Origin of the sequence: Micromonospora sp. NPDC048898, assembly GCF_043198035.1 — a bacterium.
In the GTDB taxonomy this organism is placed as follows: Bacteria; Actinomycetota; Actinomycetes; order Mycobacteriales; family Micromonosporaceae; genus Micromonospora.
Window position 1 is genome coordinate 13852 of sequence record NZ_JBICUF010000019.1, and the last position, 22159, is coordinate 36010.

The following is a 22159-nucleotide window of genomic DNA, read 5'->3' on the forward strand; positions in this document are numbered from 1 at the left end:
CCCGGCCGCCGTCACCGCGCCACCTGGCCGCCGCCCCAGCGCCCGGCCGCCACCGCCGCGCCACCTGGCCGCTGGGCCGCCGCCGGCGCAGCGCCGCCGTCGCGCCGCTGCGCCGGTTGCCCTCAGGCTTCCGGCGCGCCCGTGTAGAAGGCGGTGGTACGTGCGGCGGCGGCGTTCGCCTCGTCAGGATCGGTGCCGGCGGCGATGCTCGCCGCACCCCACAGCCGGCTGCTCAGCTCCATGGCCTGCCGGCCCTCGGCGGAGGCGCTCCACTCGGCGCTCTGCTCCGGGGTGACCCCGCTGCCGTCGCCGGCCAGGTGGGCGGCGAGGCCGAGCAGCCCGAGGTCCCAGCCGACGCCGACGGCGCCCGGCCCGAACTGGGCCCACCGGTCCTGGTCGACGTGCGCGATGTGGTCCAGGTCGAGGCGGGCACGCTCGTCGTCGACCGGGGTGATCCGCACCTCGATCCAGCTCACCTCGTCGCCGTACTCCCAGGTGGCGGTGAAGCGGTGCGGCGGCTCGCAGCTCTCGATGACGCCGTGGGCGTTGCCCTGCAACTCGTACTTGCCGCCCAGCCGCAGGTCGCCGGAGATCGGCAGGAACCAGCGGGGGATGCGCTCGGCGTTGGTGCAGGCATCCCACAGGTCCTCGGCTGTCGTCTGGTAGGTCTGGCTGATCGTGGTCACCCGAGCCTCGCCGGCCTCCAGGGTGCGGCTGCCGACCGCGCGCTGCACGGCGTTGATCTGCTCGGTGGCGTCGAACATCAGGTGTCCCTCTCGTCGGGTGAATCTCTGGGCTCGCGCAGCCGACGTTCGCGTCGGCCCCGGGCCAGCTCGGTGGCGAGTGCCGCCAGGGGTGGGGTCCAGAACCGGCGGAAGTGCTCCAGCCAGCCGTCGACCTCACGCAGTGGTCGTGGGTCGACCGCGTAGAGCCGCCGGGTGCCCTCCGGCCGCACGGTGGCGAAGCCGTTGTCCCGTAACACCTTGAGGTGCTGGGACACGGCGGGCTGGGAGATGCCGAACTCGTCACGGATCACCGCGCTGACCGCGCCTGCTGGCTGCTCGCCGTCGGCGAGCAGCTCCAGGATGCGGCGCCGGACCGGATCGCCCAGCACGTCGAAGGCGTGCACGACGACATTTGTATCACCACAGGCTTATTTAAGCCAGTGGTGATGCTCCGACGAGTTTGTCCAACCGGATCGGCAGGTCCCGGATCCGTACGCCGGTGGCGTGGTGTACCGCGTTGGCGACCGCCGCCGCCGCACCGACGATGCCGATCTCGCCGATGCCCTTCACCCCGGCCGGGTTCAGCTCGTCGTCCCGCTCGTCCAGCCAGTACGCCTCGATGGACTCCACGTCCGCGCAGCCGGTGATGTGATACGTCGCCAGGTCGTGGTTGACCCAGTCGCCGTACCGCTCGTCGAGCAGGCCCTCCTCGTGCAGGGCCATCGACAGCCCCATCGTCATGCCGCCGACGAGTTGGCTGCGTGCCGTCGCCGGGTTCACCACCCGCCCGGCCGCGAACACCCCGAGCATCCGGTTCAGCCGTACCTCGCCGGTGTCCGCGTCCACCCGCACCTCGGCGAACTGCGCCCCGTACGCGTACCGGGGGAGCGTGGGCTGCCCGCCCACCTCGTCGGTGGTGTCCGCGGACGCGCTCACCTCCCGATCCGGCGGCACGCCCGCGCGCAGTTTCCCGCCCAGCGCCTGACAGGCGCGGATCACCGCCCAGCTCCAACTGGCGGTGCCCGTCGAACCCCCGGCCAACGCCGCGGCCGGCAGGTCGGTGTCCCCGATGTGGATCTCCACCCGCTCGGGCGGGACCCCGAGCGCGTCGGCGGCCACCTGCCAGAGGGCCGTCCGGGCGCCGGTGCCGATGTCGGTGGCGTTGATCCGGACCAGGAAGCCGCCGTCGGGCCGGGCGGTGGCGGTGGCCGACGACGCCCTGGCCCGCGCCGGGTAGCTCGACCCGGCCACCCCCGTGCCGATCAGCCAACGCCCGTCGCGCCGGGCGCGGGGCGTCGGGTCCCGGTCGGTCCAGCCGAACCGCCGCGCGCCGTCGCGCAGGCAGGCCACCAGGTTGCGGCTGGTGAACTGTCGCTCCTGGTCGGGGTCGACCCGCGCGTCGTTGCGGATGCGCAACTCCACCGGGTCGACGCCGGCGGCGGTGGCCAGCTCGTCCATCGCCGACTCCAGGGCGTACGCGCCGGGGCACTCGCCGGGGGCGCGCATCCAGAACGGTGTGGGCACGTCGAGGCGGACCAGCCGGTGCGTGGTGCGGCGGTGGGGTGCGGCGTACATGCTGCGGGTGTAGACGGCGGTCTGCTCCGCGAACTCCCGGATGGTCGAGGTCTGGCTGATCGCGTCGTGGCAGATCGCGGTGAGCCGCCCGTCGGTGTCCGCGGCGAGGCGGACCCGTTGGATGGTGGGGGTGCGGTACCCGACCGGCCCGAAGAGTTGCTGACGGGTCAGCGCCAGCCGGACCGGCCGGTCCACGTGTCGGGCGGCGAGAGCGGCCAGCACCACCGAGGCCTTCGCGTACCCCTTGCTGCCGAAGCCGCCACCGACGTGCTCGGCGACGACCCGGATCGACTCCGGGGGCAGCGCGAACAGCTCGGCGAGGGTGGCCCGCACCGGTGACGCACCCTGGGTGGAGTCGTGCACCAGCAGTCGGCCGTCGCGCCACTGCGCCGTCGTGGCGTGCGGCTCCATCGGGTTGTTGTGGTAGGCGGGCGTTCGGTACGTGGCGTCCACCCGCACGGGGGCGGCGGCGTACCCGGCGTCGAAGTCGCCCTCGGCGGTGTCGGTCGGATAGCTGGGGTTGACGTGCTCCGGCCGGTACAGGCCGGGGTGGTCGGTGGTGAGCACGGTGCTGTGCGGTCCGCTGTCGTAGTCGATCCGGACCAGCCGCGCGCCCTCCCGGGCCGCCTCCAGGCTGGTGGCCACCACCACGGCGACGAACTGCCCCCGGTGGTGCACCGCCGGCTCCTGCAACAGCCACAGCTCCGGCGGCCCGCCGGCGGCGAGGCGGGGCGCGTTGCCGTGGTGCACCACGGCCAGCACGCCCGGTGACGCGAGCGCCTCGGTCGAGTCGATCCGCGTGATCCGGCCCCGGACCACCGCCGACGGCACCGCCCAGCCGTAGGTGACGCCGTCCACCGGGTACTCCACCGCGTAGCGGGCCGTGCCGGTGACCTTCTCCGGGCCCTCCAACCGGGGGTACGCGCGGCCGACCGCCCCGGTGCTCACGACGACGCCAGCTCGCTGAGCGCCCGCACGGTGATGGCCCGGGTCAGTGGCACCTTGAAGCCGTTGTGCCGCAACGGGCGGGCCTCGGCCAGCTCCGCGTCGGCGGCCCGCCCGGCCAGCTCCGGGCTGAACGGCCGGCCCCGCAGCTCCTCCTCGGCCCGGTAGGCCCGCCACGGCCGGTGCGCCACCGCCCCGTACGCCAGCCGCACGTCGCGGACCACGCCGTCGTCCAGGTCCAGCACCGCGGCCACCGAGCCGGCGGCGAACGCGAACGAGGCACGGTCACGGACCTTGAGGTACGTCGAGCGGCGCGCGGCCGGCAGCGGCGGCAGCCGGACGGCGGTGATCAGCGTGCCCCGGGCCAGCGTGGTTTCCCGCTCCGGGTGGGTGCCGGGGGAGCGGTAGAGGGCCGTGATCGGAAGCTCTCGGGCGCCGTCGGCCTCGTGCACCTCCACCACCGTGTCGAGCGCGGTCAGCGCCACGGCCAGGTCGGACGGGTGGGTGGCCACGCACTGTTCGGACCAGTCCAGCACCGCCAGGTCGCGGTTCTGGCCGTGCAGCGCGGCACAACCGCTGCCCGGCTCCCGCTTGTTGCACGCCTTGCCGGTGTCCTGGAAGTAGACGCAGCGGGTGCGCTGCAACAGGTTGCCACCGGTGGTGGCCATGTTGCGCAGCTGTCCGGACGCGGCGGCGAGCAGGGCGCGGGCCAGCACCGGGTAGTCCCGGCGGACCACCGGGTGGGCCGCGAGGTCACTGTTGCGCACTGTCGCGCCGATCCGCAGCCCGCCGTCGGGCAGCTCCTCGACGGTGTCCAGCGCAAGCCCGGTCACGTCCACCAGCACGTCGGGGCGCTGCACCCCGAGTTTCATGAGGTCCACCAGGTTGGTGCCGCCGCCCAGGTAGGCCGCGTGTGGCTCCGCGCCGAGCACGGCGACCGCGTCGGCCACGTCGGCGGGCCGGTGGTAACGGAACGCCCTCATCGCGTCGTCGCCGTCTCGCGCACGGCCGCGACGATGTGCGGGTACGCGGCACAGCGGCACAGGTTGCCGGCCATGCGCTCGCGGATCTCCGCGTCGGTCAGGTCGGCCGGCGCGTCCAGGTCGGCGGTGACCGCGCTGGGCCAGCCGCGGGCGACCTCGTCGAGCATGCCCCGGGCGGAGCAGAGCTGCCCCGGCGTGCAGTAGCCGCACTGGAACGCGTCGTGCGCGATGAACGCGGCCTGCAACGGGGACAGCTGCCCCGGCTCGGCCAGCCCCTCCACGGTCACCACCGACCGGCCGTCCAGCGTGACCGTGAACACCAGGCAGCTCTTCACCCGCCGGCCGTCCAGCAGCACCGTGCAGGAGCCGCACTGGCCGTGGTCGCAGCCCTTCTTCGCCCCGGTCAGGCCGAGGTGCTCGCGCAGCGTGTCGAGCAGGGTGGTGCGGTTGTCCATGGTCACCTCGCGTGCCGCGCCGTTGACCTCGAACGCCACCCGGGACGAGTGCCGCTCGTCGGTCGTCGTCGCGTTCTCTCCCCCGCCCTGCACCGGCCCAGACTAGCTTTGTCGGTATATCTCGGGGTGAATAACGCAAAGCCCTCCGCGGGGGAGGTGAGGACGGTGACCGCCGGGCTGCTGCTGGCCGCCGGGGCCGGGCGGCGGTACGGCCGGCCGAAGGCGCTCGTCGAGCTGGCCGGCGAGCCGCTGGTGCGCCGTGGCGTCCGGCTGCTGCGCGACGGCGGCTGCACGCCCGTGCACGTGGTGCTCGGTGCGGGCGCCGACGAGGTGCCCGACCTGCCCGGGGCGGTGCCGGTCCGGCACGACCGCTGGTCCGAGGGGCTGGGCTCGTCACTGCGCCGGGGCCTGGCCTCGCTGCCGGCCGACGTGCCGGCCGCGGTCGTGGTCCTCGTCGACCAGCCGCTGCTGCACCCGGTCGCGGTCCACCGGGTGCGGGCGGCGTACGCCGGCGGTGCGCTCGTCGCGGTCGCCACCTACGCGGGCCGGCCGGGGCACCCGGTCCTGCTGGGCCGGGACGTCTGGCCGCTGCTGGACGGGTACGCGATCGGTGACCGGGGTGCCCGCGACCTGCTCCGCGACCGGCCGGACCTGGTGGTCGAGGTGCCCTGCGACGACGTCGGCTCACCGCTGGACGTGGACACTCCCGCCGACCTGCCCCGGCTGGTCAGCGACGGGTGAGCCACCGGGGCAGCCCCTCGCTCGTCGCCGCGTGATAGATGATCATGAAGATGACCGCGAGCAGGCCCAGCAGCGGGTTGACGAACCAGCCGAGCAGGCCGCCGAGCGCGTACAGGACCAGGCCGGTGATCGGCCGCGGCAGCTGCCTGCGCACGTACTCGGGACTGACCCCGCGGCGCAGCAGCACCGGGTGCCGCCGCAGGTAGCCGAAGAACACCAGCCAGGGGGCCGACATCAGCGCGGCGGACAGCGCGTACAGGGCGACGGCCGCGCGCTGGTCGTCGGTGTCGCCCTGGGTGAACGCCGACGCCAGCACGGAGGTGGGAAACGGAATGATCACCACACCGAAGAGCACGCCGAGGTTGATCCAGCTCAGCATGAGCGTCGTGCCGCGGATCAGCCGCAGCAGCGCGTGGTGGTTGAGCCAGAGCACCCCGACGTAGACGAAGGACACCACGAACGCGAGGTACGAGGCTCCCTCGTCGAGCAGGTCGCTGAGTAACTCGCCCTCGTGGTATTCCGGCACCCGCAGGTCGATGACGAGCAGCGTGATGACGATGGCGAAGACACCGTCGCTGAAGGCCGTCATCCGGTCGGTGCCGGAGACTCGCGCCCCGGCGTCGGGCTGCTCGACCTCGTCGGGTGCTGCGGACATTGCCGCAGGTTAGCCACTCCACCACGTGGTCGGTGGCGGTTTCGTCCGATTCGGACGGAAATGGCCGCCCGGGGTCGACATCCCGGGCGGCCGGTCGCACCGCCGGTGATCAGGCCACCGGCGCGGCCGTCCCGGTCGTGCTGGCGAGACGCCGGTGGGCGTGGATCAGTTCGGCGTAGCGCAGACCGCTCGCCTTCATCGTCCGGCGCTGCGTCGGGTAGTCCACGTGTACCAGCCCGAAGCGCTTGTCGTAGCCGTACGCCCACTCGAAGTTGTCCAGCAGCGACCAGACGAAGTAGCCGTCCAGGGGAACCCCCCGGGCCACCGCCGCCGCGCACGCCGCCAGGTGCTGCTCCAGGTGGTCGGTGCGCTCCTTGTCTTCCACCGTGCCGTGCGCGGTGACCTCGTCCGGCCAGGCCGAACCGCTCTCGGTGACGATGATCCGGCCCGGCCGGTACTCCTCGTGCACGTCGACGAGCAGCCGCTCCAGCCCCGCCGGGTACATCTCCCAACCCATCGCGGTCTCCACCGAGCCGGGCACCGGCACCTGCCGGGCGTACGGCGCCGCGCCGGTCGGGTCGTCGACCACCAGTTGACGGAAGTAGTAGTTCACCCCGAGGAAGTCGGTGGGCGTGGCGATCACCGTCAGGTCGTCGCCGCGTACCGGTGGCTCGACGCCGTAGGTGGCGATCATGTCGCCCGGGTAGCCGCGCCCGTGGATCGGGTCCAGCCACCACCTGTTGACGTGCCCGTCCGCCCGGCGGGCCGCCGCCACGTCCTCGGGTCGGTCGGTGGCCGCCTCGATCGGGCTGAGGTTGAGCACCAGACCCACCGAGGCCGGACGGGCGGCGTTGGCGCGGATCGCCTGGGTGGCCAGGCCGTGACCGAGCAGCACGTGGTGCGAGGCATGCACCGCCCGGGTCAGGTCCCGCTCGCCGGGGGCCATGGTGCCCTCCAGGTGCCCGATCCAGCACACGCAGAGCGGCTCGTTGACGGTGCACCAGTCGGCGACCCGGTCACCGAGACGGGCGGCGACCACCGCCGCGTAGTCGGCGAACGCCTCGGCGGTGGAGCGCTCTGGCCAGCCGCCGGCGTCCTGCAACCTCTGCGGCAGATCCCAGTGGTAGAGCGTGACGAACGGCCGGATCCCGTCGGCGAGCAGCGTGTCCACGAGCCGGTCGTAGAAGTCCAGCCCGGCGGGGTTGACCCGACCGACGCCGTCGGGCATCACCCGGGGCCAGGCCACCGAGAAACGGTACGCGTCCACACCGAGTCGACGCAGCAGCGCGAAGTCCTCGGGCCACCGGTGGTAGTGGTCGCAGGCCACCGCGCCGGTGTCGCCGTTGTCGACCTTGCCGGGGGTCGCCGAGAAGGTGTCCCAGATGGACGGCGCCCGGCCGTCGACGTCGACGGCCCCCTCGATCTGGTACGCCGCCGTGGCGACGCCCCAGAGGAAGTCGGGTGGCAGCTTGGACAGGTCGGGCACGGGACGGATCTCCTCTGGCATTGACTGACTCACTTGACCGCGCCGGCGGTGAGACCGGCGACGAAGTAGCGCTGGAGGGCCAGGAACCCGACGACGACCGGGACGCTGACCACCAGCGAGGCGGCCATGATCTGGTTCCAGTAGACGTTGAACTGGGTGGAGTAGCCCTGCAGGCCGACGGCCAGGGTGCGGCTGCCCTCGTCGGTCATCACCGACGCGAACAACACTTCACCCCAGGCGGTCATGAACGCGTACACGGTGACCGCCACGACGCCGGGAACGGCGGCCGGCAGGATGACCTGGAACAGGGTGCGCAGCGGTCCGGCCCCGTCGACCTGCGCCGCCTCGTCCAGCCCGCGGGGGATCGAGTCGAAGTAACCGACGAGCATCCAGATCGAGAACGGCAGCGAGAAGGTCAGGTACGTGATCACCAGGCCGGTGCGGCTGGCGTACAACTCGATGCCCGTGGCGTTGCCCAGGTTGACGTAGATGAGGAACAGCGGCAGCAGGAACAGGATGCCGGGGAACATCTGGGTGGACAGCACGGTCACCGAGAAGAGGCTCCGGCCGCGGAACCGGTACCGGCTGACCGCGAACGCCGCGAAGATGGCCACCGCGACCGAGCAGACCGCGGCGATGCTGGACACCACCAGGCTGTTCACCAGGTACCGGGCCAGCGGCACGGTGCTCCACATGTCGACGAACGGTTGCAGGGTGGGTCGGCTGGGCCACCAGGTGAAGCCGTTCTGCACGTCCTGCAACGGCTTCGCCGCCGAGGTGACCATCACGTAGAGCGGGACGACGACGAAGAGGGTGAGCAGGGTCAGCACGATGCGCCGGCCCCAGCGCTCACCGGCGGTCTCACGCATGGTCGTCCCTCCGACGGTTGGTGATCAGCAGGTACGCGGCCGAGACGATCATCAGGAACAGCAGCAGCGCCACCGACATCGCCGAGCCGGAGCCGAAGTCCCAGGTCTTGAAGGAACTGCGGTAGATGTGGATGGAGATCAGGTCGGCCTGCTCCGGCGCGGAGCCGCCGAAGAGCACGAACGGTGTGTTGAAGTCGTTGAAGGTCCACAGGAACAGCACCAGCAGCAGCACCAGGTTCACCGGCCGCAGCATGGGCAGGGTGACCGAGCGCAGCCGGCGCCAGAACCCGGCGCCGTCGATGGCCGCGGCCTCGTACAGCTCACCCGGCACGTTCTGCAGACCGGCCATCAGGCAGAGGAACGCGAACGGCCAGTTGCGCCACACCGACACCACCAGCAGCGACCAGAAGCTGTTGTCGCCGATCAGCCAGAACGGACGCTCGTTCAGCAGCCCGAGTTGGTCGACCAGGACGTGGTTGACCAGGCCGGTGTCGCGTTGCAGCAGGAAGCTCCAGGTGATCACCGCGGCGTAGACCGGCAGCGCGTACGGGGTGAGGAAGAGCGCCCGTAGGATCGCCCGGCCACGGAACGGCTTCTGCAGGACGACCGCCGCCGAGATGCCGAGCAGCCAGGCGAACCCGACCGAGAGCACGCTGTAGGCCAGGGTGACCCAGAACGAGTGCAGCAGTTCCTTGCCGGCGGCGCTGTTCAGGTCGAGCGTCGCCCGGTAGTTCTCCAGCCCGACGAAGGGCGCGGTGGACCAGTTGCGAATGTGGAACTGGGTCAGCTCCAGCAGGCTCATCCAGACCCCGACCACCATCGGGACCACGTGGATGGCGAGTTCCAGCACGATGGCCGGTGCGAGCAGCAGATAGGGCAGGAGGGAGCGGCGGGGGCCGCGGGGCCGGCGGGCCGGCCCCCGGGCCGGTGACCCGGCCCGGGGTTCGCGCCGGTCGGCGTCCGGCGCGGTGGTGCTGGTTGCCATCGGGGTCCTCTCGGAGGCGGTGGCCGTGGCCGGGCTCGACACCCGACCACGGCCACCGGTGACGCGTGGGTCAGCGCATCTTCTGCTGCGCGTCGGTCAGCTTCGCCTTCACCGACGCCTCGGTGACCGGCTTGCCGCTGGCCGCGTCCGCGAACAGCTCCTTCATCGCGGTGCCGACCAGGGTCTCGAAGGTGCTCTCCTCGGGCACCTGCGGCAGCGGGGCCGCGGTGGTGACCAGGGTCTCCTGGATGGTCTTCTGCTCGGTGGCGCCGAACGCCGGGTCGGAGCCCGCGGTCTTCACCGCCGGCAGCGAGCCGTACGTCTTGTTGAGCAGCGTCTGCTCCTCGTCGCTGGTCATGAACTTCACGAAGCTCAGCGCGCCGTCCTTGTTCTTGGTGTGCTTGAAGACCGCCATGTTGATGCCGGCGACCATGCTGTTGACCTTCTTGCCGCCGGCCGGCGGGCTGGCCAGGAACGGCACCGGGGCCACCCCGTACGCGTCGGCGGCCATGTTCTGCGTCTTCAGGTTCGAGCCGGCGGACTGCCACAGCAGCATGGCGGCCTTGCCGTTGGCGAAGTCCGAGACCGACTGGTTCTGCGCGTACTCGGCGTTGCTCGGGTTGGTGATCTTGTCGGCGGCCATGAAGTCGATGTAGCGCTTGATCGCCGAGACGTTCTGCGGGGTGTCGAAGGTCGGCTTGCCGGCCGAGTCGAACCACTCACCGCCGTACTGCTGGCTGAAGGTGAAGGCGTGGTGCGCGTTCTCCGACGGGTTGGCCCCCTCGATCGCCAGGCCCCACTTGCCGCCGGTGCTCAGCTTCTTGCCGTACTCGGCGAGCTGCTCCCAGGTCGTCGGCGGCGCGGTGAGGCCGGCGTCGGCGAACGACTTCTTGTTGTAGTACAGGCTGTACGCCATGCTGTAGAGCGGCACGGCGGCCGGCGGCTTGCCGGGGGCGCCGGCGGCGGCGAGCGCGGCGGGCACGATCCGGTCCTTGCCGCCGACGGCCTGCAGGGTGGCGTCGTCGAACTCGACGAGCGCGCCGGTGGCCTGCAACGACGCCGACCAGGTGTTGCCGATGTTGACCACGTCGGGGCCCTTGCCCGAGGCGGCGGCCGCGAGCAGGCGGTTGAGCAGGTCCGACCACGGGACCACCTCGACGGTGACCTTGATGCCGGTCTGCTTCTCGAACTTGTCCAGCTCGGGCTGGAGGATCGTCTTGTCGGCCTCCAGGCTGGCGCCCTGGTTGCTGGCCCAGTAGGTGAGCGTCTTGGGCGATGCGGCGGAGTCGTCGCCGGAGCCGCCACAGGCCGTCAGCGAGGCGGCGGCCAGTACGGCGGCGGTGAATATCCCGAGGTGTCGTCTCGACACGGGTCTGCCCTTCCGGTGCGTGGTGGGGGTCCGCCGACCTCCGTCGCCGATAGGGGTCGAAGGCGACGGGCGGCCGGCTGCGGACAGGGTTCGGGGGTGCGCCGTCGGGGTCCGTCGGCGTTTCCCGGGAGTTACATCACGGCTTAATTTATGTCGTCATTAAAGTGGTTGGCCGGTGGGTCGTCAAGCACGAGGCGGTTACAGTCGCCTCGAACGACCGACGGGAACGAGGTGACGAGTGGAGCTGGCGCGTGCCACCAACCGCAGCGTCCGGCTGCGCAACCGGTCCGCCCTGCTGACCAAGCTCTTCCTCGACGGTCCGCTCACCCGCCAGGACCTGGTGCGCAGCACCGGGCTCAGCCAGCCGGCGGTCAGCAACGTGGTGGCCGACCTGATCGACGAGGGGCTGGTCGCCGAGGCCGGGGCCGCCGAGTCCGACGGCGGACGGCCCAGCATGCTGCTGCGGATCGCACCCCGCTTCGCCTTCGTGGTCGGCGTGGACGTCGGCGAGACCCGCGTGCGGGTGGAGCTGTTCGACTTCGCGATGACCCTGCTGGCCAGCATCGAGTACCCGCTGGACCCGGCCCGGACCGAGCCCGATCTGGTGGCCGGGCACGTGCTCGCCGGCATCGACGCGGTGACCGGGCAGGCCGGCGTGACCTCCGGCGACGTGCTCGGCGTCGGCATCGGCGTCTCCGGGGTGGTCGAGCAGGGTGCCGAGGCCGTCGTGCACGCCCAGGCCCTCGGCTGGGACCGGGTGCCGTTGGAACGCCTGATCAGCGCCGGCACCGACCTGCCGCTGCACATCGACAACGGCGCGAAGACCCTCGGCCAGGCCGAGATGTGGTTCGGCGCCGGCCGGGGAGCCCGACACGCCGTCTTCGCGCTCGTCGGCTCCGGCGTGGGCGCGTCGGTGGTGACCGGCGGCGCCACCTACCGGGGCGCGTCCAGCAGCGCGGGGGAGTGGGGGCACACCACCCTGGTGTACGGGGGACGGGCCTGCCGGTGCGGCGCGCGCGGCTGCCTGGAGGCGTACGTCGGCGCGGAGGCGATCATCGACCGGTACCGGGAGGCGCGTCGGGGTCGACAGGTGCCGGGCGAGGACGAGGAGTCCCAGATCGCGGCGCTGGTCGCCGCCGCCGGGACCTCGGCCACCGCCCGGCGGGTGCTCGACGACACCGCCGGCTACCTCGGCGCCGGGGTGGCCAACCTGATCAACCTGTTCAACCCGGAGCGGGTGGTGCTCGGCGGCTGGGCGGCCATGGCGCTGGGTGACCTGCTGCCGGCCGTCCGCGAGGCCGCCGGCCGACAGGCCCTGCGGCAACCGTTCGAGCAGGCGTCGATCGAGCTGTGCCGCCTCGGCGTGGACGCGGTGGCGCTGGGCGCCGCCACGCTGCCGATCGCCCGCTTCCTCACCGAGGGCGGCGTCCGCCGCTGAGCCGCGACGACGGCAGCGGCGCCGGCGAATTACACAAAAAGAATCCTCGGGATAAATAACGAAGTTATAGATCGATGTCTTGACGCCGCCGCAATCTCGCCGCAACACTCCTACGAGAGCGCTCTCCGGCCCGCGGCGCCGCATCGGCGGCACCACCCACGGCACCACGGGGCGAGCCCGATCCCACCCTCGTCGGCATCCGTAACCCCCTATCGACAGGCGATGTCATGACATCTCGTGCAACATCCGTACGCCCGCGTCCCCGACGGGCCGTCCGACACCTGCTCGTCGGGCTCACCGTGGCGCTTGTCGCGGCGCTCACCCCGGCGGGTGCCACCGCACCCGCGCAGGCCGCCCCCACCCTGCTCTCCCAGGGTCGGACGGCCACCGCCTCGTCCACCGAGAACGCCGGCACCCCCGCCAGCGCCGCCGTGGACGGCAACACCGGCACCCGCTGGTCCAGCGCGTTCAGCGACCCGCAGTGGCTCCAGGTCGACCTGGGTACCAGCGCCACCATCACCCAGGTCAATCTGCTGTGGGAGGCCGCCCACGGCCGGGCCTTCCAGCTCCAGACCTCCGACAACGGGTCCACCTGGACCACGATCTACTCGACCACCACCGGCGCCGGCGGCACCCAGAACCTCACCGTCTCCGGCGCCGGCCGCTACGTCCGCATGTACGGCACGGTCCGGGGCACCGGCTACGGCTACTCGCTCTGGGAGTTCCAGGTCTACGGCGAGACCGGCGGCGGCACCAACGAACCCCCGGTGACGCCCACCGACCCGCGCAACCCCAACCTCGGGCCGAACACGTTCGTCTTCGACCCGAGCACCCCGACGTCGACCATCCAGAGTCGACTGAACACCCTCTTCACCCAGCAGGAGACCAACCAGTTCGGCCCGCAGCGCTACGCGGTGCTGTTCAAGCCCGGCACCTACACCGCCGACGTCAACCTCGGCTTCTTCACCCAGGTCGCCGGCCTCGGCCTGAGCCCCGACGACGTCAACCTCAACGGCCACGTCCGCACCGAGGCATTCTGGTTCGGCGGCAACGCCACGCAGAACTTCTGGCGGGCCGCCGAGAACCTCTCGGTCACCCTGCCCGCCGGGCAGACCGTGGAACGGTGGGCGGTGTCCCAGGCCGCGCCGTACCGCCGGATGCACCTGCGCGGCGCGCAGAACCAGATCCAACTGTGGAACGGCGGCGACGGCTGGTCCAGTGGCGGCCTGATGGCCGACACCCGCATCGACGGCCTGGTCGTCTCCGGCTCGCAGCAGCAGTGGTACTCCCGCAACAGCGAGTTCGGCAACGGCTGGACCGGCTCGGTGTGGAACATGGTCTTCCAGGGCGTCGCCGGCGCACCGGCGCCGAGCTTCCCCAACCCGTCGCACACCGTCATCGCGCAGACCCCGCAGGTGCGGGAGAAGCCGTTCCTCTACGTCGACGGCACCGGCGAGTACCGGGTGTTCGTGCCGGCGCTGCGCACCAACTCGACAGGCACCAGCTGGTACAACAAGACGCCCGCCGGCTCGTCGATCTCGCTGTCGCAGTTCTTCGTCGTCCAGGCCGGCACCAGCGCGGCCACCATCAACGCGGCCCTCGCCCAGGGCAAGCACCTGCTCTTCACCCCGGGCGTGCACCACGTCACCGAGCCGATCCAGGTCAACCGGGCCGACACGGTGATCCTCGGCCTCGGCCTGGCCACCATCCAGGCCGACAACGGCAGCGTGGGCATGCGGGTCGCCGACGTGGACGGCGTCAAGGTCGCCGGCCTGATGTTCGAGGCCGGCACCACCAACTCGCCGGTGCTGATGGAGGTCGGGCCGTCCGGCTCGTCCGCGAGCCACGCCAGCAACCCGACGTCGCTGCACGACGTGTTCTTCCGCATCGGCGGGCCGCACGTCGGCCGGGCCACCAACACGTTGACCGTCAACAGCGACAACGTGATCGGTGACCACATGTGGCTGTGGCGGGCCGACCACGCCACCAGCGGCGTGCCGACCGGGTGGACGCTGAACACCGCCGACACCGGCCTCACCGTCAACGGCGACAACGTCACCATGTACGGCCTGTTCGTCGAGCACTACCAGAAGTACCAGACCATCTGGAACGGCAACGGCGGGCGGACGTACTTCTACCAGAACGAGCTGCCGTACGACGTGCCGAACCAGGCGGCCTGGATGAACGGGTCGACGCGGGGTTACGCCGCGTACAAGGTCGCCGATTCGGTGACCAGCCACCAGGCGTTCGGGCTGGGCAGTTACAGCTACTTCAACGTCAATCCCGCGGTGGTCGAGGAACGGTCCTTCGAGGTGCCCACCAACCCGAACGTGCGGTTCACGAACATGGTGACCGTCTCGCTCGGTGGCGTGGGCACCATCAACCGGGTGATCAACAACGCTGGTGGCACCGCGAACGCGGCCAACCAGACGGTGTACCTGACCACCTACCCCTGACCGGTGCGCCCGCGCCGGCCCGGTCCGTCGAGGCCGGGTCGGCCGGGTGACACCCAGGGCCGAGGCCGGCCCGGTCCCGCCGAGACCGGGCCGGCCCCGGTCGTACCCGTGTCGACCCGCCGAGGGACGGCCGGTCCCACCGCGCGGCCCCGGGCGCGGCCGGGTGCAGCCGTGCGCCGTCGACCACACCGGGTCCACCCACCATCGTCGCAGGCACGACTACCGGCTCCGGCCGCGGCACCGGCGGCCCCACCAGCTGGGTCATGCCGGCTCCGGGCCGGAACGCGCAGCCGACCACCCCTGTCCTTCGTCCTTTGCTCTGCACCCGCCGATGCACCACCCGGGCCCGGGCACACCGTCGCGTCCGCGGGTGCAGAGCAAAGGGCACGCCAACACCGGGGCCGGGCCGGCCGCCGAGAACTTTCTGCCGGCCTGTCGAATCGGGTGGCGGCCGATCGTGTGGAGGATGAGAGGTCGGCGACGCGTCGACCGCCTGCGAGGAGGAACGATGACGCTGTACCTGCTCAGCCTTCACCAGCCGCAGGGTGAGCCACCGGAGCCGGCATTCCTGGCCGAGGTGATGCGCCAGGTCGGCGAGCTGCGCGACGAGCTGGCCGCCGCCGGGTCGTGGGTCTTCGGGCAGGGCCTGCACGGCCCGGAGACCGCCACCGTGTTGCGCCCCCGCGACGGCGAGGTCCTGGTCACCGACGGGCCGTTCGTGGAGGGCAAGGAACACCTGGGCGGCATCACCATCATCGACGTGGCGGACCTGGACGCCGCCCTGCACTGGGGGCGCCGCTACGCGCTGGCCACCACCCTGCCGATCGAAGTGCGTCCCTTCCAGGGCGGGGCCGGCGACTGACCGTGCCCGACGTGGAGGCGGTGTTCCGCGCGGAGTACGGGCGTGCGGTCGCCGTCCTGGTTCGTCTCCTCGGCGACATCGACCTCGCCGAGGAGGCCGTCCAGGACGCTTTCGCCGTCGCGGTGGCCCGCTGGCCGACCACCGGCCCACCGCCCAGTCCGGCCGGCTGGATCATCACCACCGCCCGTCACCGGGCGATCGACCGGCTGCGCCGCGAGGCGTCCCGGGCCGAGCGGCAGGCCCAGGCGGCCCTGCTGTTCGCCGCCGACGAACCCGTCGAGGAGGGGCCTGTGCGCGACGACCAACTACGGCTGATCTTCACCTGCTGCCATCCGGCGCTCGCCCCGGCCGCTCGGGTCGCGCTCACCCTGCGGCTGCTCGGCGGCCTGAGCACCGCCGAGATCGCCCGAGCCTTCCTGGTGCCCGAGCCGACGATGGCGCAGCGGCTGGTCCGCGCCAAGTCGAAGATCCGCGACGCGCGGATTCCGTACCGGGTGCCCCACGACGCCGACCTGCCCGACCGGCTGCACGCCGTCCTCACGGTGCTCTACCTGATCTTCAACGAGGGGTACACGGCCAACGCCGGCCCGCACCTGATCCGCGTCGAGCTGTGCGTCGAGGCGATCCGGTTGACCAGGCTGCTGGTGGAGCTGATGCCGGACGAGCCGGAGACGCTCGGCCTGCTCGCCCTGATGCTGCTCACCGAGTCCCGCCGGCCGGCGCGGACCACCGCCGGCGGTGAGCTGGTGCCGCTGTCCCGGCAGGACCGAGAACTGTGGGACACCGCGCTGATCGCCGAAGGGCAGGCGCTGGTCCGCCGCTGCCTGCGCCGCGACCGGCCCGGCCCGCACCAGATCCAGGCCGCGATCGCCGCCGTGCACAGCGCCGCGCGCCGCGCCGCCGACACCGACTGGGCTCAGATCCTTGCGCTGTACGACCAGCTGACGGTGCTCGCCGCCGGCCCGGTGGTGGCGCTGAACCGGGCTGTCGCGCTCGCCGAGGTGTCCGGTGCGGCGGTGGCGCTGGCCGAGGTGGACCGCCTCGATCTGGTCGGCTACCACGTCTATCACGTGGTCCGTGCCGACCTGCTCGCCCGGCTCGGTCGGGGCGGGGAGGCCGTCGAGGCGTACCGGACGGCCGTCGCCCTGACAGACAACGCGGCCGAACGGGCCTTCCTCACCGCGCGCGCGACGGCCCTGAGCGGGCGTCTGCCACCGGGGTAGGCCGGGAATGGAGGGAAGCTGCCAACTGATCCAAGCCCAGCGAACCCAGCTTCAGCGCCTGGCGATGGAATGCGCGCCGGTCGCCGGGGAAGGACGAGCGGCCCGCCAGCCACACGCGCTCACCCGCCTTGTAGGCCAGCGCCTGCCCTGGCCGGCCCAGGTAACGCGCGAGCTCGGCGGACGCGTAGGGCCCCTGGTGACAGCGGTCCCCCAGCAGCTGGAGCGCGGCATCCGGCGTCCACACTGCTCCGCCAGCGAAGGGCGTCGGCAGTCGCAGGTGCAGGCCGATGTCGAGCACGACCCGTGCCGCGCGCAGGAGCTGCATGTACAGGTACCCCAGTCGCGCACCCGGCTGTTCATAGAGCCCGAGCTCGTCCATGAACCGCTCGGCGTACAGTGCCCAGCCCTCCTGGTTGCCGGAGAGGCCGCCGAGCAGGTTCAGTCGCTGCCCGAGGCCTCCCCGGCAGACCTCGGAGCCGAGCTGCAGGTGATGGCCGGGAACGCCCTCGTGATAGGCGGTGCTGTAGGCGTACCAGGTGGGGAAAGCCGCTGCGTCCTCAGGGATGGACCACCAGACCCGGCCCGGCCGCGTCAGGTCCCGCGACGGCCCGATGTAGGCAATGCCGGACGACGTGGTCAACCGTGACTCGATGCGCCGCAGCGGGGCGGGGATGTCGAAGTGCACGCCGTCCAGCCGCTCGGTGGTGGCCTCCAACAGCTCCTGCAGCCATGCGGCGAACGACTCCCTGCTGGGCAGGGTGCCGGGTGCGTCGGGGCTGGCGAGCCGGGCAAGCACCTCTGGCACGCGCCCGCCCAGGGCCTTCGCTTCCGCGATCAGCTCTGCCTCTGTCGCTTCGAACTCGTCCCAGCCCCAGTCGTACAGCTCACGCACATCAGGCTGGGCCGCGAGGAAGGTGCGCACCCACAGTGCGTACCGCTGCTGGCCGAACGCCTCCTCCTCGACGGCCTGTGGTGCCAGCTCCGCGGTCAGCCTCCCGGCCAGTCTCTGGTACGCCTCTCGCGCGTCCGTCGCTGCGGCCTGCAACGACGCCCGCTGACGCCCCTCGCCGTAGCGATCCACCAGGGCGACATCGTCGTCGACCCAGTTGCGGCAGCGCTGCACGACGAGCTCCACTTGACGCCGCGCCGGCAGATTGCCGCGCTCCGCGGCGAGTAAGAGGCTGCGGGCATACCCGTCCAGGGCGGCCGGGATCGCGGCTATGCGTGCGCCGACACGGGCCCAGGCCTCCTCGAAGGCCGCGCCATCGGCGCCGGGGCCGGGAACCGCGGCCCCGACGGCCTGGCGGATGAGCTGGAGCGGACCGGTGGCTGCCGCGTGCAGTTCGCGCAGGTCCTCCCCGGCGTCGTGCAAGGCGATACGCGTATGCAGCCGTTCGGCGAGGTGGGCGTGCAGCGGGCTCGCGGCGGGCAGTGCGTCGCCCAGGCTCTCGAGCTCGCACAGGGCGCGGGCTGCGAGGTCGGCGCGGGCCTGGTGGCCCTCCGGGCTGTAGTCGGTAAGCCCGTCGACATCCTGCTCGCCAGCCTCGACGACCGCTGCGCAGGGGTCGAGGCTGGCCATGTCGCACAGGAGCCGATCCGCGAAGTCCTCGACCACGGGGGCCATCTTAGGGCCTTGACCTCGCTGCCGTGGTGCGAGCCTCCATCGATGCCGGCAAACAGTACAGCACACAGGGCGATCACGCCCCATGCCTACACGTGTTTGCCAACGGGGTAGCCCGGGAAACCGAGGCGCCGGCCGTAGCAGTGAGGGAGGGGCCATGGCGTACCGTCCGACCGCCGTCGACACCGTGCCCGACCTGTCCACCCTCACGCTCGGCGTGGAGGAGGAGTTCCTGCTGCTCGACCCGGACAACGGGCGCAACCTGCCGGTGGCCGACCAGGTACGGGCCGCGCTGCGCGGCCCCGCCCGCGACCAGAGCCGCCAGGAGTTCCGGCACAGCATGGTGGAGATGGTCACGCCGGTCTGCGCCGACCTCGGTGAACTGCGTGCGCACCTGGTGACGCTGCGCCACTGGGCTGCCGAGGCCGCCACGGCGGCCGGGGCCCGGCTGGTGGCGGTCGGCGCCACCCCGCTGGCCGAGCCGCAGCGGACGGTCCCCGACGAGCCGCGCTACCACGCGATGTCGCGCCGGTACGGCCCGGTGGCGCACGATCCGGCGGTGTGCGGCTGCCACGTGCACGTCGGGCTGCCCGACCGGGAGTTGGCCGTGCAGGTCTGCAACCACCTGCGGGCGTGGCTGCCGGTGGTGCAGGCGATCACCACCAACTCGCCGCTGCACGACGGGCGCGACACCGGCCACGCCAGCTGGCGGTCGATGCAGCTGGAACGCTGGCCCAGCATCGGGCCTACGCCGTACTTCGACTCGGCCGCCGACTACGACCGGACCGTCGACGAGCTGATCGCCGCCGGCATCATGCTCGACGCGGCGATGGTCTACTGGTACGCCCGCCCGTCGTCGGCCTACCCGACGGTGGAGATCCGGGTGGGCGACGTCTGCTCGACAGTCGACGACACGGTGTTGGTCGCCGCGCTGGTCCGGTCACTCGTCGCCACCCTCGCCGACGACGTCCGCGCCGGGGTGCTGGCCCCGCCCATCCGCGACTGTCTGATCGCCGCCGCGCACTGGCGGGCCGCGCACGACGGCCTCGACGGCGAGCTGATCGACCTGCGTGGCGGCGGCACCCGGCCGGCCTGGGCGCTCGTCGACGAGTTGATGGCGGTGATCGCCCCGGCCCTGCTGCGCCACGGCGACCTCGGGTACGTGTTGGCGCAACTGGCCCGACTGCGCCGCGACGGCACCGGCGCGACCCGGCAGCGTCGGGTGCTGGAGCGCACCGGTGACCTGCGGGCGGTCATCGACGACCTGGCCGCCCGCACCGTGGCGAGCTGACCGCCGCGCCGCCTCAACGGATGTCGTGGGTCTGAAGCCACAGCTCCAGGAGCCCGAGCTGCCACAGTTTGTTGCTGCCGGCGGCCGCCTCGGCCCGGTCCGGCTCGGCGAGCAGACGTGCCACGTACTCCGGTCGGAACAGCCCCCGCTCGCGCGCGGCCGGCGCCTGCAACGCCTCGGCGACCAGCTCGCGGACCGGGCCGTCCACGTTGCGCAGCGCCGGCACCGGGAAGTAGCCCTTCGGGCGGTCGACCACCTCGGCCGGCAGCACCTGCCGGGCGACCTCCTTGAGCACTCCCTTGCCGCGCTGGGCGACCTTGTGCTCCGGCGGGCAGTGCGCGGCCAGGGTGACCAGGTCCTGGTCGAGGAAGGGGGTACGCACCTCCAGGCCCCACGCCATGCTCATGCTGTCCACCCGCTTGACCGGGTCGTCCGGCAGCATCAGGTGGGTGTCCAGGCGCAGCACCGCGTCCAGCGCGGTCTGCGCCCCGGGCGCGGCGAGGTGGTCGGTGAGCAGGGCCCGGCTGGCGTCGTGCTCCAGCGCGTACGCCGGACCGACGATGGCCCGCAGCTCGTCGTGGCCACGGTCGAAGAACGCGGCGGCGAACGTCTCGGCGGCGCCGTGCCGGGGCGCCTCGACCAGCGGCTGGTGGTAGCCGTACCCGGCGAACACCTCGTCGGCGCCCTGCCCGGACTGGGCCACCTTCACGTGCCGCGCCACCTGCTCGGACAGCAGGTGGAAGGCGACCACGTCGTGGCTGCCCATCGGTTCGGTCATCGCCAGCACGGCACGGCGTACGGCGGGCACCAGGTCGTCGTCGGCGAGCCGGATCCGGTGGTGGTCGGTGCCGTACGCGCGGGCCACCAGGTCGGAGTAGCCGAACTCGTCGCCGGACTCGCCGTCGCGGCTGTCGAAACCGATGCTGAACGTGCGCAGGTGCTGCTGCCCGGCCTCGGCGAGCAGCGCCACGATGAGGCTGGAGTCCAGTCCACCGGAGAGCAGCACACCGACCGGCACGTCGGCGACCAACCGTCGGCGTACCGCCGTGCGCAGCGCGTCGCCGATGGCGGCCCGCCAGTCGGCGGCGTCCATTCCCGCGTCGGCGGGCTCGCGGACGTAGTCGGGTCGCCAGTAGACCTCCTCGCGGCTGCGCCCGTCCGCCTCGATCACCCGCAGGGTGGCCGGCGGCAGCTTGCGCACGCCGCGCAGCACGGTGCGCGGCGCGGGCACGATGGAGTGCCAGGACAGGTAGTGGTGCAGCGCCACCGGGTCGATGCCGGTGTCCACGTCGCCGGCGCGCAACAGCGCGGGTAGGGTGGAGGCGAACCGGAGCCGCCCGGGTGTCTCGGCGAGGTAGAGCGGTTTGATGCCGAGCCGGTCGCGGGCCAGCACCAGCCGGCGCCGGATCCGGTCGACGAGCCCGATCGCGAACATGCCGACCAGGTGGTCGACGAAACGCTCACCCCAGTGCGCGTACGCCACCAGGATCACCTCGGTGTCGCTGGTGGAGTGAAACCCGTATCCGGCGTTGCGCAGCTCCTCGCGTAGCTCCGGGTAGTTGTAGATGCAGCCGTTGAAGACCAGCGCCAGGCCCAGGTCGTCGCGCACCATCGGTTGGCCGCCGGCGTCGGACAGGTCGATGATGGTCAGCCGCCGGTGCCCGAGGGTCACCCAGCCCTCGGCGCACAGGCCCTCGTCGTCCGGGCCGCGCGAGCGCATCGCCTCGGTCATCCGGGTGACCGCCGCCGCGTCGGGTGACCGACCGTCGAAGCGCGCCTCCCCGCTGATTCCGCACATCAGCCGGGGCGGTTGTTCGGGTGTGGCACCAGCGGCACGAGCGTCCTCCTGTCACCTCGCCCCCGGCCGGTGACGGCCGGTCCCGCCGACCGGACGGGGCCGCTGGCTACCCGAGCGCGAGGTGGGCAAACCCACTGCCTGCGGGGCGGGCGGGCCGCCGTCGGTCAGGCGCGCAGGGTGCGCAGGATGCGGGCCAACTCGGCGCGGTCGGTGTCGTCGAGGTGGCCGAAGAAACGGTCGGCCTCGGCTCGGCGGGCGGTCCGGATGGCGGCGCCGACGCGCCTGCCCTCCTCGGTGAGGGCGACCAGGGTCGCCCGCCGGTCGGCCGGGTCTCCTCGGCGTTCGACAAGCCCACGGGCCTGCAGGTCGTCGACGACCTCGGTCGCCGAGCGGGCCGCGATGCGCAGGTGCTCGGCGAGGGTGCCGGGGCGTACCTCACCGTGGCGACCCAGCACACCGAGGGCTCGGGACTGGCTGGGCGTGATGTCCCAGGGGGTCAACGACTCCTTGGTCTGCCGACGCAAACGGGACGCCACCGCCCAGAACGTCTCGGCCAGGCTCTCGTCGTCGCCGATGCGCGGGGTGTCCTCGGTCACCGGAATACCGTCGCAGCCGATGCGGTTGTTCCCTCATGTTGAGGTAACCTCAGCATATCCGAACGAAAGGTAGTGCCCCTTGGGGC

Annotated in this window: 19 protein-coding genes; 6 read left to right on the plus strand and 13 right to left on the minus strand. The window is 72.2% G+C overall.

Going from position 1 to position 22159, the window contains the following annotated elements:
* Positions 1 to 122: 122 nt before the first annotated feature.
* Genes ACGFIQ_RS31695 through ACGFIQ_RS31715 form a run of 5 tightly spaced genes read right to left on the minus strand, consistent with a single transcriptional unit; the run spans position 123 to position 4683 of the window.
* On the minus strand, positions 123 to 764 hold the full coding sequence (locus ACGFIQ_RS31695; RefSeq protein ID WP_393249235.1) for an SRPBCC family protein: 642 nt from the start codon (positions 762 to 764) through the stop codon (positions 123 to 125).
* A complete protein-coding gene (locus ACGFIQ_RS31700; RefSeq protein ID WP_393249237.1) occupies positions 764 to 1129 on the minus strand; it encodes an ArsR/SmtB family transcription factor in 366 nt (121 codons plus the stop codon). Before ACGFIQ_RS31700 ends, ACGFIQ_RS31695 begins: the two co-directional genes overlap by 1 nt.
* A gap of 28 nt (positions 1130 to 1157) precedes the next feature.
* Complete coding sequence (locus ACGFIQ_RS31705; protein WP_393249239.1) at positions 1158 to 3248, minus strand: xanthine dehydrogenase family protein molybdopterin-binding subunit; 2091 nt, start codon at positions 3246 to 3248, stop codon at positions 1158 to 1160.
* Complete coding sequence (locus ACGFIQ_RS31710; protein WP_393249241.1) at positions 3245 to 4228, minus strand: FAD binding domain-containing protein; 984 nt, start codon at positions 4226 to 4228, stop codon at positions 3245 to 3247. The genes ACGFIQ_RS31705 and ACGFIQ_RS31710 overlap by 4 nt, the downstream gene beginning before the upstream one ends.
* Positions 4225 to 4683: a 2Fe-2S iron-sulfur cluster-binding protein gene (locus ACGFIQ_RS31715; RefSeq protein WP_393249419.1), complete on the minus strand. Its 459-nt coding sequence runs from the start codon at positions 4681 to 4683 to the stop codon at positions 4225 to 4227. Before ACGFIQ_RS31715 ends, ACGFIQ_RS31710 begins: the two co-directional genes overlap by 4 nt.
* A 165-nt stretch (positions 4684 to 4848) precedes the next feature.
* Here ACGFIQ_RS31715 and ACGFIQ_RS31720 point away from each other — a divergent pair, with 165 nt between their 5' ends.
* Positions 4849 to 5424, plus strand: coding sequence for an NTP transferase domain-containing protein (locus ACGFIQ_RS31720; RefSeq protein WP_393249243.1), 576 nt, complete (start codon positions 4849 to 4851; stop codon positions 5422 to 5424).
* Here the strand turns inward: ACGFIQ_RS31720 and ACGFIQ_RS31725 are convergent.
* The 5 genes from ACGFIQ_RS31725 to ACGFIQ_RS31745 form a co-directional block, all read right to left on the minus strand.
* Complete coding sequence (locus ACGFIQ_RS31725; protein WP_393249245.1) at positions 5411 to 6079, minus strand: TMEM175 family protein; 669 nt, start codon at positions 6077 to 6079, stop codon at positions 5411 to 5413. The genes ACGFIQ_RS31720 and ACGFIQ_RS31725 overlap by 14 nt on opposite strands.
* A 109-nt stretch (positions 6080 to 6188) precedes the next feature.
* A complete protein-coding gene (locus ACGFIQ_RS31730) occupies positions 6189 to 7586 on the minus strand; it encodes a GH1 family beta-glucosidase (RefSeq protein WP_393249247.1) in 1398 nt (465 codons plus the stop codon).
* Positions 7587 to 7594: 8 nt separating this feature from the next.
* A complete protein-coding gene (locus ACGFIQ_RS31735; RefSeq protein WP_393249249.1) occupies positions 7595 to 8434 on the minus strand; it encodes a carbohydrate ABC transporter permease in 840 nt (279 codons plus the stop codon).
* A complete protein-coding gene (locus ACGFIQ_RS31740; protein WP_393249251.1) occupies positions 8427 to 9419 on the minus strand; it encodes a carbohydrate ABC transporter permease in 993 nt (330 codons plus the stop codon). Before ACGFIQ_RS31740 ends, ACGFIQ_RS31735 begins: the two co-directional genes overlap by 8 nt.
* A 70-nt stretch (positions 9420 to 9489) precedes the next feature.
* Entirely contained in the window at positions 9490 to 10788 is a 1299-nt protein-coding gene (locus tag ACGFIQ_RS31745) for an extracellular solute-binding protein (protein WP_393249253.1), read from the minus strand.
* Between the two features lie 238 nt (positions 10789 to 11026).
* On the opposite strand from ACGFIQ_RS31745, the gene ACGFIQ_RS31750 reads away from it, so the two are divergent.
* The 4 genes from ACGFIQ_RS31750 (at position 11027) to ACGFIQ_RS31765 (ending at position 16767) form a co-directional block, all read left to right on the plus strand.
* Complete coding sequence (locus ACGFIQ_RS31750; RefSeq protein ID WP_393249255.1) at positions 11027 to 12226, plus strand: ROK family protein; 1200 nt, start codon at positions 11027 to 11029, stop codon at positions 12224 to 12226.
* 227 nt (positions 12227 to 12453) lie between these two features.
* Positions 12454 to 14682, plus strand: a complete 2229-nt coding sequence (locus ACGFIQ_RS31755; RefSeq protein ID WP_393249257.1) for a discoidin domain-containing protein — start codon at positions 12454 to 12456, stop codon at positions 14680 to 14682.
* Positions 14683 to 15190: 508 nt separating this feature from the next.
* Positions 15191 to 15544: a YciI family protein gene (locus ACGFIQ_RS31760; RefSeq protein ID WP_393249259.1), complete on the plus strand. Its 354-nt coding sequence runs from the start codon at positions 15191 to 15193 to the stop codon at positions 15542 to 15544.
* Between the two features lie 2 nt (positions 15545 to 15546).
* Complete coding sequence (locus ACGFIQ_RS31765; protein WP_393249261.1) at positions 15547 to 16767, plus strand: RNA polymerase sigma factor; 1221 nt, start codon at positions 15547 to 15549, stop codon at positions 16765 to 16767.
* Here ACGFIQ_RS31765 and ACGFIQ_RS31770 read toward each other — a convergent pair.
* Positions 16721 to 18382 carry a DUF885 domain-containing protein gene (locus ACGFIQ_RS31770; protein ID WP_393249263.1) on the minus strand — a complete coding sequence of 554 codons (1662 nt, stop codon included), beginning with the start codon at positions 18380 to 18382 and terminating at the stop codon, positions 16721 to 16723. The two genes, ACGFIQ_RS31765 and ACGFIQ_RS31770, sit on opposite strands and share 47 nt — an antisense overlap.
* Before the next feature lie 163 nt (positions 18383 to 18545).
* Between ACGFIQ_RS31770 and ACGFIQ_RS31775 the strand changes: the two genes are divergently transcribed.
* On the plus strand, positions 18546 to 19679 hold the full coding sequence (locus ACGFIQ_RS31775; RefSeq protein WP_393249265.1) for a glutamate--cysteine ligase: 1134 nt from the start codon (positions 18546 to 18548) through the stop codon (positions 19677 to 19679).
* 13 nt (positions 19680 to 19692) lie between these two features.
* Here ACGFIQ_RS31775 and ACGFIQ_RS31780 read toward each other — a convergent pair whose 3' ends face one another.
* Together ACGFIQ_RS31780 and ACGFIQ_RS31785 are read right to left on the minus strand one after the other, a co-directional pair.
* Entirely contained in the window at positions 19693 to 21477 is a 1785-nt protein-coding gene (locus ACGFIQ_RS31780) for an N-acetylglutaminylglutamine amidotransferase (protein ID WP_393249267.1), read from the minus strand.
* A gap of 164 nt (positions 21478 to 21641) precedes the next feature.
* A complete protein-coding gene (locus ACGFIQ_RS31785) occupies positions 21642 to 22073 on the minus strand; it encodes a MarR family winged helix-turn-helix transcriptional regulator (protein ID WP_393249269.1) in 432 nt (143 codons plus the stop codon).
* Positions 22074 to 22159: the final 86 nt, after the last annotated feature.

Coding starts and splice junctions, on each gene's coding strand:
- ACGFIQ_RS31695 (WP_393249235.1), bottom strand. CDS start 764: ATGTTCGACGCCACCGAGCAGATCAACGCCGTGCAGCGCGCGGTCGGC.
- ACGFIQ_RS31710 (WP_393249241.1), bottom strand. CDS start 4,228: ATGAGGGCGTTCCGTTACCACCGGCCCGCCGACGTGGCCGACGCGGTC.
- ACGFIQ_RS31715 (WP_393249419.1), bottom strand. CDS start 4,683: ATGGACAACCGCACCACCCTGCTCGACACGCTGCGCGAGCACCTCGGC.
- ACGFIQ_RS31725 (WP_393249245.1), bottom strand. CDS start 6,079: ATGTCCGCAGCACCCGACGAGGTCGAGCAGCCCGACGCCGGGGCGCGA.
- ACGFIQ_RS31730 (WP_393249247.1), bottom strand. CDS start 7,586: ATGCCAGAGGAGATCCGTCCCGTGCCCGACCTGTCCAAGCTGCCACCC.
- ACGFIQ_RS31735 (WP_393249249.1), bottom strand. CDS start 8,434: ATGCGTGAGACCGCCGGTGAGCGCTGGGGCCGGCGCATCGTGCTGACC.
- ACGFIQ_RS31740 (WP_393249251.1), bottom strand. CDS start 9,419: ATGGCAACCAGCACCACCGCGCCGGACGCCGACCGGCGCGAACCCCGG.
- ACGFIQ_RS31755 (WP_393249257.1), top strand. CDS start 12,454: ATGACATCTCGTGCAACATCCGTACGCCCGCGTCCCCGACGGGCCGTC.
- ACGFIQ_RS31760 (WP_393249259.1), top strand. CDS start 15,191: ATGACGCTGTACCTGCTCAGCCTTCACCAGCCGCAGGGTGAGCCACCG.
- ACGFIQ_RS31775 (WP_393249265.1), top strand. CDS start 18,546: ATGGCGTACCGTCCGACCGCCGTCGACACCGTGCCCGACCTGTCCACC.
- ACGFIQ_RS31780 (WP_393249267.1), bottom strand. CDS start 21,477: ATGTGCGGAATCAGCGGGGAGGCGCGCTTCGACGGTCGGTCACCCGAC.